This is a genomic window from Frateuria flava (assembly GCF_017837635.1).
Classification (GTDB): Bacteria; Pseudomonadota; Gammaproteobacteria; order Xanthomonadales; family Rhodanobacteraceae; genus Frateuria_A; species Frateuria_A flava.
The window spans coordinates 122,096-135,049 of the sequence record NZ_JAGJRS010000021.1 but is presented as its reverse complement, the minus strand read 5'-3'; the positions used below and the strand labels follow the sequence as shown (position 1 = coordinate 135,049).

Below are 12,954 nucleotides of genomic sequence, written 5' to 3'. Positions count from 1 at the left end.
TGAGGGGTCGGGGCTCGCGCGGAGGCTTCCTTCTGGGGTTCCCCGCAAGAGCGACCCCTCACCTCAATCCTCTCCCCCATCTTTTGGAAAACCTGGGGGAGAGGAAGCGAACGAGGCGCTTCGCGCCGCGCCAACTAAATAAAACCGGGCTTCACGCCATCCCTGCGATGGTTGCCGTCGAACGCTCGCCTGAAAGGACCCACACGAGAGGGCGATGACCCAGATCTTCCATCCGCGCTTCGGCCTGTTCGTCAAGCTCGCCCTGCTGGCCGTGCTGGTGCTCGCGAGCGCCGCGGTGCTGGCCTGGCGCGGCCTGACCAACGAACCGCACCGCATCGGCGAGGCCGTGGAACAACCCGTCCCGTTCAGCCACAAGCACCACGTCGGCGACGACGGCATCGACTGCCGCTACTGCCACGACACGGTGGAAACGTCCGCCTTCGCCGGCATGCCGCCGATCTCCACCTGCATGACCTGCCACTCGCAGCTGTACACCGACCAGGCCGTGCTGAAGCCCGTGGTCGAAAGCTGGGAGCGCGGCGTGGCGCTGCACTGGCAGCGCGTCCACCAGCTGCCCGACTTCGTCTACTTCAACCACTCCATCCACGTGGCCAAGGGCGTCGGCTGCGAAAGCTGCCATGGCCGCGTCGACCGCATGCCGCTGACCATGCGCACCAAGTCGCTGTCGATGGAATGGTGCCTGGACTGCCATCGCGCGCCACAGAAGTACCTGCGCCCGCGCGAGCAGGAATTCGCCATGGGATGGCAGGCCGACGACCAGCAGAAACTCGGCCTGGCGCTGATCAAGCGCTACCACATCGACACCCGCCGGCTCACGGATTGCTCGGTATGCCACCGCTGAGCGCCAGCGCCACCATCGGGAGAGCGACGGCATGAGCGGCCCGCTGGACGCCCTGCGCACCCGCCTGGCCGACGCCCGCGGCCCGCACTACTGGCGCGCGCTGGAGGAGCTGGTCGAGCAACCGGCCTGGTGCGCCCGCCTGAGCGAAGCCTTCCCGCAGCTCTCCCAGCTCGAACCGCAACTGGGCCGCCGCGGCTTCCTCAAACTGCTCGGCGCCTCGCTCGCGCTGGCCGGGCTGGGCGCCTGCAGCCGCCCGCCGCAGGAAGAGATCGTGCCGTGGGTACGCCGTCCCGACCAGTTGCCGCCGGCACTGCCGCGCTTCTATGCCAGCACGCTGGCCTGTGCGGGCGACGTGGCGGGCGTGCTGGTGGAAACCCACCAGGGCCGGCCGACCAAGATCGAAGGCAATCCCGCGCACCCGACGAGCCTGGGGGCCACCACGCCCGCGATGCAGGCCGCGGTGCTGGAGCTGTGGGATCCCGACCGCTCGCAGGCGCCGGTGCACAAGGGCGTAGCGTCGAGCTGGGATGCGTTCGGCGACGAGGTGCGCACGCTCGCCACGCGCTTCGCCGCCGACGGCCGCGGCCTGCACGTGCTCAGCGGCCGGCTCGACTCGCCCACGCTGGCGGTCCAGCGCGAGGCGTGGCTCAAGCGCTTCCCCGGCGCGCGCTGGCACGCGTACGAGGCGGTCGACGAGGACAACGCGCTGGCCGGCGCCCGGCTGGCCTTCGGCGAGCCGCTGCGCGCGCGTTACCGCTTCGACCGCGCGCAGGTGGTGCTCGCGCTCGAGGCCGACTTCCTCGGGGCCATGCTCGGTGCGCTGCGGCACGGCCGCGACTTCATCGGCGGGCGTGATCCGCAGGCCGGGGCGTTCAGCCGCCTGTACGTGATGGAAGCCTCGCCCACGCTCACCGGCGCCAAGGCGGACCACCGCTGGGCGCTGGGTTCGGCGCACATCGGCATGGCGGCGCTGGAACTGGGCGAACTGCTCGGCGTCCCCGGCGTGCACGCGACCCAGTCCAGCGGCCTGTCGACCCGCCGCCTGCGTGCACTGGCGCAGGACCTGGACGCGCAGCACGGCAGCTCGCTGGTGCTCGCCGGACGCACGCAGCCGGCATGGGTGCACGCGCTCGCGCACCTGCTCAACGAAGCGCTGGGCAACGTCGGACACACGGTCGAGTACTACGCGCCGCCCGAGCCGTGGACGTCCTCGGCGCAGGGCCTGCGCGAACTCACCGCGGCGATGGCCGACGGCCAGGTCGACACGCTGCTGATCCTCGACGGCAATCCCGTCTACGCCACGCCAGCCGACGCGCAGTTCGCCGCGCACCTGGCGAAGGTGCCCCGCCGCATTCACCTGGGGCTGTACCGCGACGAGACCGCACGCGCCTGCCAGTGGCACCTGCCGCGCACGCATGCGCTGGAAGCCTGGTCCGACCTGCGCGCGGCCGACGGCACCGCCAGCGCGGTGCAACCGGTGATCGCGCCGCTGTACGACTGCCGCAGCGAACACGAACTGCTGGCGCTGTTCCTGGGCGACCTGCAAAGCCCGCGGGCGCGCGTGCAGGGCACCTGGCAGGTCGACGAGGCGGCCTGGCGCGCGATCCTGCAGAACGGCGTGATCCCGCACAGTGCACCGCCGGCGCAACCGCCGCGCGTGGACCGCGGCTTTCTCGAACAGGTGACCATGCCGGAAGACGCGCCTGGCCTGGAACTGCTGTTCGCCCCCGACCCGACCGTGTGGGACGGCCGCTATGCCAACAACGGCTGGCTGCAGGAGTGCCCCAAGCCGCTGACCACGCTGACCTGGAGCAACGTGGCGCTGGTCAGCCCCGAGCTGGCACTCGCCCACGAGCTGAAGAACGGTGACGCCCTGGAATTGCGCATCGACGGCCGCCACACCCAGGCGCCGGTGTGGGTGATGCCGGGGCAGGCCGCGCGCAGCGTCACCGTCTACCTCGGCTACGGTCGTCGGCATGCAGGGCGCGTGGGCGGGCAGCTGGGCTTCGACGCCTACGCGCTGCGCAGCACGGACGCGCCCTGGCGCAGCGACGGCTTGCGCATCAACCGCACCGGCGCGCAGCTTGCACTGGCCACCACCCAGCGCCACCACGCCATGGAGGGGCGCGAGCCGGTGCGCACCAGCACCCTGGAGGCCTTCCGCGCCGATCCCGCGTTTGCGCAGGAGCACGCACAGCCGCCGCCGAGCCTCTATCCCGACCGCCTGCACGGCGAATACGCCTGGGGCATGAGCGTGGATCTGAACGCCTGCATCGGCTGCGGCGCGTGCACCGTCGCCTGCCAGGCGGAGAACAACATCCCCGTGGTGGGCGCCGAGGAAGTCGAGCGCGGCCGCGAGATGCACTGGATCCGCATCGACCGCTACTACGAGGGTGATGCCCGCGCCCCGCGCATCCACCACCAGCCGGTGCCGTGCATGCACTGCGAGCACGCGCCGTGCGAGGTGGTCTGCCCGGTCGGCGCCACCGTGCACGATGCCGAGGGGCTCAACGTGCAGGTCTACAACCGCTGCGTGGGCACGCGCTTCTGCTCCAACAACTGCCCGTACAAGGTGCGCCGCTTCAACTTCCTGCAGTACAGCGACCTGCATACCGAGACGTTGAAGGCGCAGCGCAACCCGGACGTTTCCGTGCGCAACCGCGGCGTCATGGAGAAGTGCACCTACTGCATCCAGCGCATCCAGACCGCGCACATTGCCGCCGACCGCGAAGGCCGGCGCATCGCCGACGGCGAGGTGCTGACCGCCTGCCAGGCGGTGTGCCCAACCCAGGCGATCGTGTTCGGCGACCAGCAGGACCCGGCCAGCGCGGTCAGCCGGCAGAAGGCCTCGCCGCGCCATTACACCTTGCTGGAGGAACTCAACACCCGTCCCCGCACCACGTATCTCGCCGCCATCCGCAACCCGCACCCCGCGCTGGAGGACGACGCATGAGCGGGTTCCCTCATGCTTGCCATGATCAGGCTCCCTCTCCCCTCCGGGGAGAGGGTTGGGGTGAGGGGCCGGGGCTCGCCCCGAACTTCCATCTACCGCGTGGCCTTTCGCCAGGCGCCCGGCTGCGGCCAAGCGTCCCCGCAAGCCTTGACCCCTCACCCCAGCCCTCTCCCCGGAGGGGAGAGGGGGCCGTATCGGCGGATGGGAGGGCGAGGCCATCGCATGCCCTCGCCCTATCCACCGCGCCCCTGTCTCGCACTTGCCGCAGACCCGCTCCCTCTCCCCGCAGGGGAGAGGGAGCCGTATTGGCGGATCGGTGGTCGGGGCCATCGCATGTTCTCGCCCTATCCACCGCGCTGCTGTCCCGCACCCGCCGCAGACCCGCTCCCTCTCCCCTGCGGGGAGAGGGTTGGGGTGAGGGGCCGGGGCTCGCCCGGAATTTCCATCCTCCGCGTGGCTTTTTGCCAGGCACCCGGCTACGGCCAGGCCTCACCGCAGGCCATGACCCCTCACCCCAGCCCGCTCCCCGCAGGGGAGAGGGAGCCGTATTGGCGGATGGGGGGGCGAGACCATCGCATGCTCTCGCGCTATCCATCGCGCCCCTGTCCCGCACCTGCCGCAAACCCGCCCCCTCTCCCCGCACAGGAGAGGAAGCGGGAGTGGCATGCATGGGCACCGCGACATGAACGCCCGGCTGCTGGCCCTACGCGAAACCGACGCCTCGATTACCGACAAGGTGAGCGCCATCGTGCTCGAGCGACCCACCGGTCGCCTGTGGATGGTCGCCTTCGCGCTCTCCTTCGTGCTCACCGCCTGGCTGGGCGCCGGCATCGTGTGGCTGCTGGCCAAGGGCGTGGGCATCTGGGGCCTGGACATCCCGGTGGCGTGGGCCTTCGCCATCGCGGACTACGTCTGGTGGATCGCCATCGGCATGGCCGGCACCTTCATTTCCGGCGGCCTGTACCTGGCGCGGCAGGGCTGGCGCAACGCGCTCAACCGCTACGCCGAGGCGATGACCGTGTTCGCCGTCTCGGTCTCGGGCATTTTCCCGATCCTGCACCTGGGCCGGCCGTGGTTCTTCTACTGGCTGGCGCCCTATCCGGATCGCATGGGCGTGTGGCCGCAGTGGCGCAGCTCGCTGTTCTGGGACTTCTCGGCCATCGTCGCCTACCTGATCGTCTCGGTGCTGTACTTCTACGTCGGCCTGATCCCCGACCTGGCCACCCTGCGCGACCGCGCCGCCACCCGTGGCAAGCAGGTGTTCTACGGCCTGCTCGCCGCCGGCTGGCGCGGCGAGGCGCGGCACTGGCAGCGCTTCGAGACGCTCAACCTGCTGCTTGCGGCGATGGCCGTGCCGCTGGTGTTCTCGGTGCACTCGATGGTGGCGCTGGATTTCTCCGAGGGCCTGCTGCCGGGCTGGCACTCGACCATCTTCCCGCCGTTCTTCGTCGCCGGCGCGCTGTTCTCCGGCTTTGGCATGGTGCTGGTGCTGGGCATCCCGTTGCGGCGCTTCTTCGGGCTGGGCGACTTCATCACCGAGCGGCACATCGCCAACCTGGCCAAGCTGATGCTCGCCGCCGGCCTGTTCGTCGACTACAGCTACGCCTCGGAACTGTTCAACGCCTTCTACAGCGGCGACCGCTACGAGATCGCACACGCCATGCAGGAGCTGACCGGCGCCTACGCCTGGGTGTACTGGACGATCATCGGCTGCAACGTGGTGGCGATCCAGGCGATCTGGTTCGAGCGCGTGCGCAGGAGCCACGCGGCGCTGTTCGTGATCGCGCTGCTGGTACTGGTCGGCATGTGGTTCGAGCGCTTCGAGCTGATCATCAGCAGCCTGTACCACGATTTCCTGCCCTCGAGCTGGGGCATGTTCTATCCGACGGTCTGGGACATCGCCTTCCTGGCCGGGTCGATCGGGCTGTTCTTCCTGCTGTTCCTGCTGTTCGTGCGGCTGCTGCCGCTGCTGCCGATGTTCGAGCTGCGCAAATTGCGCGCACGGCTCGAAAGGGAGGGCGCATGAACCGGTTGCACGAGCAGGGCTGGCTGGCCCGCTTCGAGGATGCGGGGGCGCTGCTGATGGCGGTGCGCGAGCTGCGCGGGCGCGGCTACACGCAACTGGAAGCCTATACGCCCTATCCGGTCGAGGGCCTGGCCCAGGCGCTGGGGCCGATGCGCAACCGCATCCCGCTGCTGGTGTTGCTGGGCGGCCTGGCCGGCGGCTTCGGCACGCTGTTGCTGGAGTGGTACGCCTCGGTGATCGACTATCCGATCAACGTCGGCGGTCGGCCAAACGCGAGCTGGCCGGCGTTCATCCCGGCGGCGCTGGAGATGACGATCCTGTTCGCCGCCGTGTTCGGCATCGTCGGCATGTTCTTCGCCAACGGCCTGCCCCGGCTGCACCATCCGCTGTTCGACGTGCCGTGCTTCGAGGCGGCCAGCCGCGACGGCTTCTTCGTCTGGCTGCGCGCCGACGATCCCTGCTTCGACCCGGCGCTGGCCCACGACGACCTCGCGCGGCTGGCGCCACTGGCGATCGACCGGGTGGGGCCATGAAGCGCCCGGCCTTCCTCTGTAGGAGCGCACCCTGTGCGCGACCGGGGACCGCGCCGGAGCGATGGCGGTCGCGCACAGGGTTAGCACCTGCAAGGTACGTGTTCATGCTGGCGGCGCTGTTCGCGCTCACCGGCTGCGAGCAGGCCATGCACGACATGTACTCCCAGCCCAAGTACAAGCCGCTCGAGCCCAGCCCGCTGTTCGCCGACGGCAACAGCGCGCGCACGCCGCCACCGGGCAGCGTGCCGATGGCGCAGGGCGCGGCAGCCGACACGGCCAGCGGCCGCCGCGGACACATGACGTTGCCACCCGATCCCGGCCCGGCGTTGCCGCTGGATGCGCAGGGTCGAAGCCTGGCCCAGGCCGACGTCGGCGAGCGCCGCTATGCCAATCCGCTGCCGGTGACCATGGCGCTGCTGCAGCGTGGGCGGCAGCGCTTCGACATCTACTGCGCGCCCTGCCACGGCCGCGCTGGCAACGGCGACGGCATGATCGCCCGGCGCGGCTTCCCGGCACCGCCGAGCTACCACACCGACCGCCTGCGCAACGCGCCGGACAGCCATTTCTACCAGGTGATCAGCGACGGCTACGGCGTGATGTACCCGTACGCCGACCGCATCAGCCCACACGACCGCTGGGCCATCGTGGCCTACATCCGTGCGCTGCAGCTCTCCCAGCACGCCCCGCGCGACCGGCTGACGCCGCAGGACCTGGCGCGCCTGCCGACGGAGGTGCGCCGATGAGCCGGCGCTGGCCCCGGGTGTCGCGCGGCGAAGGCATCGCCGCGGTGATCGGCGTGCTCGCGCTGGCCGGCTGCCTGCTGCTCGGGCTGCACGCGCCGCGCACGGTGCTGTTGTCCTACCTGTTCGCCTGGCTGTTCTGGCTGGCGCCGGCGCTGGGCAGCGTGGGCCTGTTGCTGGTCCACGCGCTGACCGGCGGCGACTGGGGCTTCGCCCTGCGTCCGGCGCTGCTGGCCGCCAGCCGGCGGCTGCCGCTGATGGCGCTGCTGCTGCTGCCGGTGCTGATCGGCGCGGCGGTGCTGTTCCCCTGGGCGGACCCGCAGGCGGCCGATCCCAACCTCGCGCACCAGCGCTGGTGGCTCAACCTGCCGTTCTTCCTCGTGCGCGCGGTGGTCGTGTTCGCGCTGTGGCTGTGGCTCGCGCACGGCATCCGCCGGCGGCTGGCCACGCCCGCCGCCGGGCGCTTCGCGGCGGGCGGCCTGATCCTCTACACCCTGACCGTGTCGGTGGCGGCGATCGACTGGGTCGCCTCGCTGGTGCCGCGTTGGCACTCCACGACCCTCGGCATCCTGGTCGGCACGGCGCAAATGCTGGCCGCCGCGGGCCTGGCCGTGTGGATCAGCGTCACGCGACCCGACAGTGGATCGGTCCTCTGGACGTCCAGACGGCTGAACGACCTGGGCAGCATTCTGATGGTGCTGGTGCTCGCCTGGGGCTACCTCGCCTTCATGGACTACCTGACCGTATGGATCGCCGACCTGCCATCGGAGACGGTGTGGTACCTGCCGCGGGTGAAGAGCGCCTGGCGCTGGCTGGGCGCGTTCCTGGTGCTGTTCCACCTGGCGCTGCCGTTCGCCGTGCTGCTCTCGCGCCAGGCCAAGCAGCGCGTCGCCTGGCTGGCCGGCGTGGCGCTGTGGCTGTTCGTCGCGCAGATCGGCTATGTCGCCTGGCTGGTGCTGCCGGGGCTGCGCGCGCACGCCCTGGCCTGGAGCGATCCGCTGGCGTGGATCGGCCTCGGCGGGCTGTGGTGGCTGGGCTACGGCGCGCGGCGGCGCGCCGCGCTGGAGCTCGGACCATGAGCCGGCAGCCCGATTCGCACGCGTCCTATACGATCGCGGCCGGCGTGCTGCACTGGGCCGCGGCCATCCTGGCGCTCAGCCTGCTGGCGATCGTGCTGCTGGTGTACGTCTGGGCGCGGCCGGTACTGACCGCGGGCGAGCAACCGCCCCGGCCGATCCCGCCGCAACCGCGGCTGCAGCCCGACCCGGCGACCGACATCGCCGCGGAGCGCGCGCTGCAGCGTTCGCGTCTGGACGCTTACCAATGGATCGACCCGGCGCATACGGTGGCGCGGATTCCGATCACGCGAGCGATGGCGCTGGTCGCCGCGGGGCAGGGCGCGCCGGCGTCCGCGGCGTCCGCGGAGCAGCCGCGATGACCGCCTTTCCGTGTAGGAGCGCACCCTGTGCGCGACCGCCATGCCCGACCATGCCGCGCGGTCGCGCACAGGGTGCGCTCCTACAAATGGCCTGGCTGTTCTTCGCGTGGATGTCGGTGGCAGGCGCGCGCGCCTGGGCCACGCACGCACCGCCACCGCCCCCCGACCTCACCCAGCGCGCCGGCTTCGACCAGCGCCTCGGCGCACGCGTCCCGCGCGACGTGCGCTTCCTGGACGCCAACGGCCGGCCCATCGACCTGCGCACCCTGGCCGATGGCAAGCCGCTGCTGCTCGCGCTGGGCTACTACCGCTGCCCCAACCTCTGCGACGTGGTGCTCAACGGCATGGCGCACACCCTGGAAGGACTCGACCTGATGCCTGGCCGCGACTTCGAAGTGGCCTTCGTCAGCATCGACCCGGCCGAGACGCCGGCGGACGCACGCCACACACAGGCCATGCTGGCGCGCATGGACCCGAAGGCGCACGTGCCGCGATGGCATTTCCTCAGCGGCGATGCGGCCTCGATCGGCGCGCTGGCCAGCGCCGTGGGCTTCCGCTACTTCTACGATGAGAACCTGCACCAGTACGCGCACGCCGCCGGCCTGGTGGCGATCACCCCCGACGGCAAGGTGGCGCAATACTTCTTCGGCGTGTCCTGGCCGCCGGCCTCGTTGCGGTTGGCGCTGGTGCATGCCTCGCAGGGCGAGCTCGGCAACGTGATCGACCGCCTGGTGCTGCTGTGCTGCGGCTACGACCCCACCACCGGCCGCTACAGCCTGGCGATCGGGCGCACCATGCAAGTGCTGGGCGTGGCCTTCGTGCTGGTTCTCGGCGGCTGGCTGGCCTGGCTCAAGGCGAGGGCGCGCGCATGATGCTGCCGCAGGCCTCCTCCTTCGCGCCCAACGTCGACCACCTGTTCGACACGCTGCTCGCACTGTGCGCGCTGGTGGTCATCGGCGTGTTCACGGTGATGATCGTGTTCTGCGTGAAATACCGCCACGGCACCGATGCCGAGCGCACGCCGGCGCACTCGCACCTGGGCGTGGAGCTGGCGTGGACGCTGATCCCGTTCTTCCTGTTCATGGGCATCTTCGGGTGGAGCGTGCACCTGTGGATCAAGCTGCGCACGCCGCCGAAGGACGCGCAGCCGGTCTACGTGGTGGCCAAGCAGTGGATGTGGAAGGTGCAGCACCCGGGCGGCCAGCGCGAGATCGACCAGCTGCACGTGCCGGCGGGCCAGCCGATCCGCCTGGTGATGACCTCGCAGGACGTGATCCACAGCTTCTACGTGCCGGCCTTCCGCGTGAAGCAGGACGTGCTGCCGGACCGCTACACGCAACTTTGGTTCACCGCCACGCAGGCGGGTACCTACGACCTGTTCTGCGCCGAGTTCTGCGGCACCGACCACGCGCGCATGCGTGGCCGCGTGGTGGTGATGCCGCCAGCCGACTACGCGCGCTGGCTGCACGCGCACCAGGGCACCGGCCTGGCCGCGCAGGGCGCGGACCTGTTCCGCCAGCTCGGCTGCAGCGGCTGCCACGATCCGCAATCGGGCGTGCACGCGCCGAATCTCTACGACCTCTATGGCCGGACCGTGCCGCTGGCCGACGGCTCGCAGGTGCTGGCCGACGAGCGCTACCTGCACGACTCGATCCTGCTGCCGAAGAAACAGGTCGCGGCCGGCTACGCGCCGATCATGCCCAGCTTCGAGGGCCGCATCGGGGAGGAGGACGTGCTGGCCCTGGTGGCGTACCTGAAGACCCGAACCCACGCGGCGGAGGACACCGATGAGCACCGTTGAGCTGCCGCTCCCGCGCAGCTACCTGGAAGAGGGCTTCGGCCTGCGCTCGTGGCTGCTGACGCACGACCACAAGCGCATCGGCGTGCTGTACGGCCTGGGCATCACCTTCTTCTTCTTCCTCGGCGGCCTGGCGGCGGCGCTGATCCGCTGGGAGCTGGTCACGCCCGCCGGCGACCTGCTCAGCGCCGAGACCTACAACAAGGCCTTCACCTTCCACGGCGTGGTGATGGTGTGGTTCTTCCTGATCCCCTCGATCCCTTCCACGCTGGGCAATTTCCTGTTGCCGCTGATGATCGGCGCGCGCGACGTGGCGTTCCCGCGGTTGAACCTGTTCAGCTGGTACCTGTACATGGTCGGCGGCATCTTCACCCTGGCCTGCCTGCTGCTGGGCGGCGTCGATACCGGCTGGACCTTCTACACGCCGTTCTCGACGATGTTCTCCAACTCGCACGTGCTGATGGCGGTGGTCGGCGTGTTCATCGTCGGCTTCTCGTCGATTTTCACCGGGCTGAACTTCATCGTCACCATCCACACCCTGCGCGCGCCGGGCATGACCTGGATGCGCCTGCCGCTGTTCGTGTGGGCGATGTACGCGGTGGCGCTGGTGATGGTCCTGGCCACGCCGGTGCTGGCGATGACGCTGTCGCTGATCGGGCTGGAGCGGCTGTTCGGCGTGGGCATCTTCGACCCGGCGCTGGGCGGCGATCCGGTGCTGTTCCAGCACTTCTTCTGGTTCTACTCGCACCCGGCGGTGTACATCATGATCCTGCCGGCGATGGGGCTGGTCAGCGAGCTGATTACCCACGGCGCGCGCCGGCGCATCTTCGGCTACAAGTTCATGGTCTACGCGATCATCGGCATCGCGGTGGTCGGCTTCCTGGTCTGGGGCCACCACATGTTCGTGGCGGGGCAGTCGATGTACGCGAGCATCGTGTTCTCGATCCTGTCCTTCATCATCGCGGTGCCTTCGGCGATCAAGGTCTTCAACTGGACCGCCACGCTGTACAAGGGCGACATCAGCTTCGACGCGCCGATGCTCTACGCGCTGGGTTTCGTCGGGCTGTTCATGCTCGGCGGCCTCACCGGCCTGTTCCTGGCCGCCACCGCGCTGGACGTGAACCTCACCGACACCTACTTCGTGGTGGCGCACTTCCACTACATCATGGTCGGCGGCGCGGTGATGGCCTACCTGGGCGGGATCCACTACTGGTGGCCGAAGATCACCGGGCGGATGTACTCCGAAGCGTGGGCGCGCTTCGCCGCGATCCTGATGTTCTTCGGCTTCAACCTGACCTTCTTCCCGCAGTACATCCTGGGCGTCGAGGGCATGCCGCGGCGCTATCACGAGTACCTGCCGCAGTTCCAGGTGTGGAACGTGCTGTCCTCCGCCGGCGCGACGATCCTGGGCGTGGCCTACCTGCTGCCGCTGCTTTACCTGGCCTGGTCGCTGCGCCACGGCGCGCGCGCCGGCCCCAACCCGTGGGACGCGACCGGGCTGGAATGGCAGACCGCCTCGCCGCCGCCGCCGCACAACTTCGACGTCACTCCGACCGTCACCGAAGGCCCCTACGCCTACCGCCGATGAACGCCCGAACCCACCCCGTGCCCGAGCAGTTCGACGACCCCGTGCAGCAGCGCGAGGCCGCGACGCTGGGCATGTGGGCGTTCCTGGCCACCGAGATCCTGTTCTTCGGCGTGCTGTTCGCCGGCTACACGTTGTGCCGCGTGCGCTTTCCGGAGGCGTTCGCCGAAGCCAGCCGGCACACCGACATGCTGCTGGGCACGATCGAGACCGCCGTGCTGCTGACCAGCAGCTGCGCGGTGGCGCTGTCGGTGCGCGAGGTGCAGCTCGGCGGTCGACGGCTGGCCACCGCGCTGCTGGGGGTCACCGCGCTGCTGGGCATCAGCTTCCTGGTGATGCACGGCTTCGAGTACTACGCCGAGTACCAGGAGGGCCTGATCCCATCGATTCATTACACCCAGCAGGGCGTATACGCGCACGGCATGGCGATCTTCTATTGCCTGTACTACTTCATCACCGGCTTCCACAGCATCCACGTCACCATCGGCGTGGTGCTGATGGGAGTGATGGGCTGGCGCACCTGGCATGGCGCCTTCGACCAGGACTACCACACGCCGCTGGAGCTGACCGCGCTGTACTGGCACCTGGTCGACATCGTGTGGATCTTCGTCTACCCGGTGATCTACCTGGTCGGGAGGGCCGGATGAACGCGCGCCCGCAACGCACCCACAAGAGCGGCCCGCGGCCGCCGTCGCTGGGCAGCAACCTGTGGACGCTGCTCGCCCTGCTGGTGCTGCTGGGGCTGAGCGCCGGCAGCGCGCTGCTCAGGCTCGGGCCGTTCAACACGGTGGCCAACCTGGGCATCGCGGTGATCAAGGCGCTGCTGGTACTGACCATCTTCATGCGCCTGAAGACCGACAACGCGCTGCTGCGCATCGTCGCCAGCGTGGGCTTTGCCTGGCTGGCGGTGATGATCGCGCTGGGGCTGGCCGACGTGCTGACCCGCACGCCGCTGCTGCCGCCCTGGTGAGGAGGTGGCATGGATTCTGCTTCGCCACGGGCAGGGGCGATTCATTGGC

Annotated in this window: 12 protein-coding genes; all 12 read left to right on the top strand. The window is 69.8% G+C overall.

Annotation, left to right across the window (positions count from 1 at the left end; translation table 11 throughout):
* Positions 1 to 214 precede the first annotated feature (214 nt).
* The 12 genes from J7I44_RS11070 to J7I44_RS11015 all read left to right on the top strand — a co-directional run bounded on the left by J7I44_RS11070 (position 215) and on the right by J7I44_RS11015 (position 12,905).
* The gene (locus J7I44_RS11070; RefSeq protein ID WP_209620424.1) at positions 215 to 862 is read left to right on the top strand and encodes a cytochrome c3 family protein; all 648 of its coding nucleotides are present in this window, start codon (positions 215 to 217) and stop codon (positions 860 to 862) included.
* 31 nt (positions 863 to 893) lie between these two features.
* Positions 894 to 3,815 carry a TAT-variant-translocated molybdopterin oxidoreductase gene (locus tag J7I44_RS11065; RefSeq protein WP_209620421.1) on the top strand — a complete coding sequence of 974 codons (2,922 nt, stop codon included), beginning with the start codon at positions 894 to 896 and terminating at the stop codon, positions 3,813 to 3,815.
* Between the two features lie 664 nt (positions 3,816 to 4,479).
* Positions 4,480 to 5,841 (top strand): NrfD/PsrC family molybdoenzyme membrane anchor subunit, encoded by a 1,362-nt coding sequence (gene nrfD / locus J7I44_RS11060; protein ID WP_209620418.1) that lies wholly within the window; start codon positions 4,480 to 4,482, stop codon positions 5,839 to 5,841.
* Complete coding sequence (locus J7I44_RS11055) at positions 5,838 to 6,374, top strand: DUF3341 domain-containing protein (protein ID WP_209620415.1); 537 nt, start codon at positions 5,838 to 5,840, stop codon at positions 6,372 to 6,374. Before nrfD ends, J7I44_RS11055 begins: the two co-directional genes overlap by 4 nt.
* Before the next feature lie 104 nt (positions 6,375 to 6,478).
* Positions 6,479 to 7,117 (top strand): c-type cytochrome, encoded by a 639-nt coding sequence (locus J7I44_RS11050; protein WP_209620413.1) that lies wholly within the window; start codon positions 6,479 to 6,481, stop codon positions 7,115 to 7,117.
* Positions 7,114 to 8,193, top strand: a complete 1,080-nt coding sequence (locus tag J7I44_RS11045; RefSeq protein ID WP_209620411.1) for a hypothetical protein — start codon at positions 7,114 to 7,116, stop codon at positions 8,191 to 8,193. The genes J7I44_RS11050 and J7I44_RS11045 overlap by 4 nt, the downstream gene beginning before the upstream one ends.
* Positions 8,190 to 8,552 (top strand): hypothetical protein, encoded by a 363-nt coding sequence (locus J7I44_RS11040; protein WP_209620409.1) that lies wholly within the window; start codon positions 8,190 to 8,192, stop codon positions 8,550 to 8,552. Before J7I44_RS11045 ends, J7I44_RS11040 begins: the two co-directional genes overlap by 4 nt.
* A gap of 86 nt (positions 8,553 to 8,638) precedes the next feature.
* A complete protein-coding gene (locus tag J7I44_RS11035) occupies positions 8,639 to 9,424 on the top strand; it encodes an SCO family protein (protein ID WP_209620407.1) in 786 nt (261 codons plus the stop codon).
* A complete protein-coding gene (gene coxB / locus J7I44_RS11030; RefSeq protein ID WP_209620405.1) occupies positions 9,421 to 10,353 on the top strand; it encodes a cytochrome c oxidase subunit II in 933 nt (310 codons plus the stop codon). The genes J7I44_RS11035 and coxB overlap by 4 nt, the downstream gene beginning before the upstream one ends.
* Positions 10,340 to 11,938 (top strand): cytochrome c oxidase subunit I, encoded by a 1,599-nt coding sequence (gene ctaD / locus J7I44_RS11025; protein WP_209620402.1) that lies wholly within the window; start codon positions 10,340 to 10,342, stop codon positions 11,936 to 11,938. The genes coxB and ctaD overlap by 14 nt, the downstream gene beginning before the upstream one ends.
* Positions 11,935 to 12,582, top strand: coding sequence for a cytochrome c oxidase subunit 3 family protein (locus tag J7I44_RS11020; RefSeq protein WP_209620400.1), 648 nt, complete (start codon positions 11,935 to 11,937; stop codon positions 12,580 to 12,582). The genes ctaD and J7I44_RS11020 overlap by 4 nt, the downstream gene beginning before the upstream one ends.
* On the top strand, positions 12,579 to 12,905 hold the full coding sequence (locus tag J7I44_RS11015) for a cytochrome C oxidase subunit IV family protein (protein WP_209620397.1): 327 nt from the start codon (positions 12,579 to 12,581) through the stop codon (positions 12,903 to 12,905). Before J7I44_RS11020 ends, J7I44_RS11015 begins: the two co-directional genes overlap by 4 nt.
* The last annotated feature ends 49 nt before the right edge of the window (positions 12,906 to 12,954 follow it).

What these genes read in the sequence shown, in the direction of transcription:
- J7I44_RS11070 (WP_209620424.1), top strand. Translation starts at nt 215, where the DNA reads ATGACCCAGATCTTCCATCCGCGCTTCGGCCTGTTCGTCAAGCTCGCC.
- J7I44_RS11065 (WP_209620421.1), top strand. Translation starts at nt 894, where the DNA reads ATGAGCGGCCCGCTGGACGCCCTGCGCACCCGCCTGGCCGACGCCCGC.
- nrfD (WP_209620418.1), top strand. Translation starts at nt 4,480, where the DNA reads ATGCATGGGCACCGCGACATGAACGCCCGGCTGCTGGCCCTACGCGAA.
- J7I44_RS11055 (WP_209620415.1), top strand. Translation starts at nt 5,838, where the DNA reads ATGAACCGGTTGCACGAGCAGGGCTGGCTGGCCCGCTTCGAGGATGCG.
- J7I44_RS11050 (WP_209620413.1), top strand. Translation starts at nt 6,479, where the DNA reads ATGCTGGCGGCGCTGTTCGCGCTCACCGGCTGCGAGCAGGCCATGCAC.
- J7I44_RS11045 (WP_209620411.1), top strand. Translation starts at nt 7,114, where the DNA reads ATGAGCCGGCGCTGGCCCCGGGTGTCGCGCGGCGAAGGCATCGCCGCG.
- J7I44_RS11040 (WP_209620409.1), top strand. Translation starts at nt 8,190, where the DNA reads ATGAGCCGGCAGCCCGATTCGCACGCGTCCTATACGATCGCGGCCGGC.
- J7I44_RS11035 (WP_209620407.1), top strand. Translation starts at nt 8,639, where the DNA reads ATGGCCTGGCTGTTCTTCGCGTGGATGTCGGTGGCAGGCGCGCGCGCC.
- coxB (WP_209620405.1), top strand. Translation starts at nt 9,421, where the DNA reads ATGATGCTGCCGCAGGCCTCCTCCTTCGCGCCCAACGTCGACCACCTG.
- ctaD (WP_209620402.1), top strand. Translation starts at nt 10,340, where the DNA reads ATGAGCACCGTTGAGCTGCCGCTCCCGCGCAGCTACCTGGAAGAGGGC.
- J7I44_RS11020 (WP_209620400.1), top strand. Translation starts at nt 11,935, where the DNA reads ATGAACGCCCGAACCCACCCCGTGCCCGAGCAGTTCGACGACCCCGTG.
- J7I44_RS11015 (WP_209620397.1), top strand. Translation starts at nt 12,579, where the DNA reads ATGAACGCGCGCCCGCAACGCACCCACAAGAGCGGCCCGCGGCCGCCG.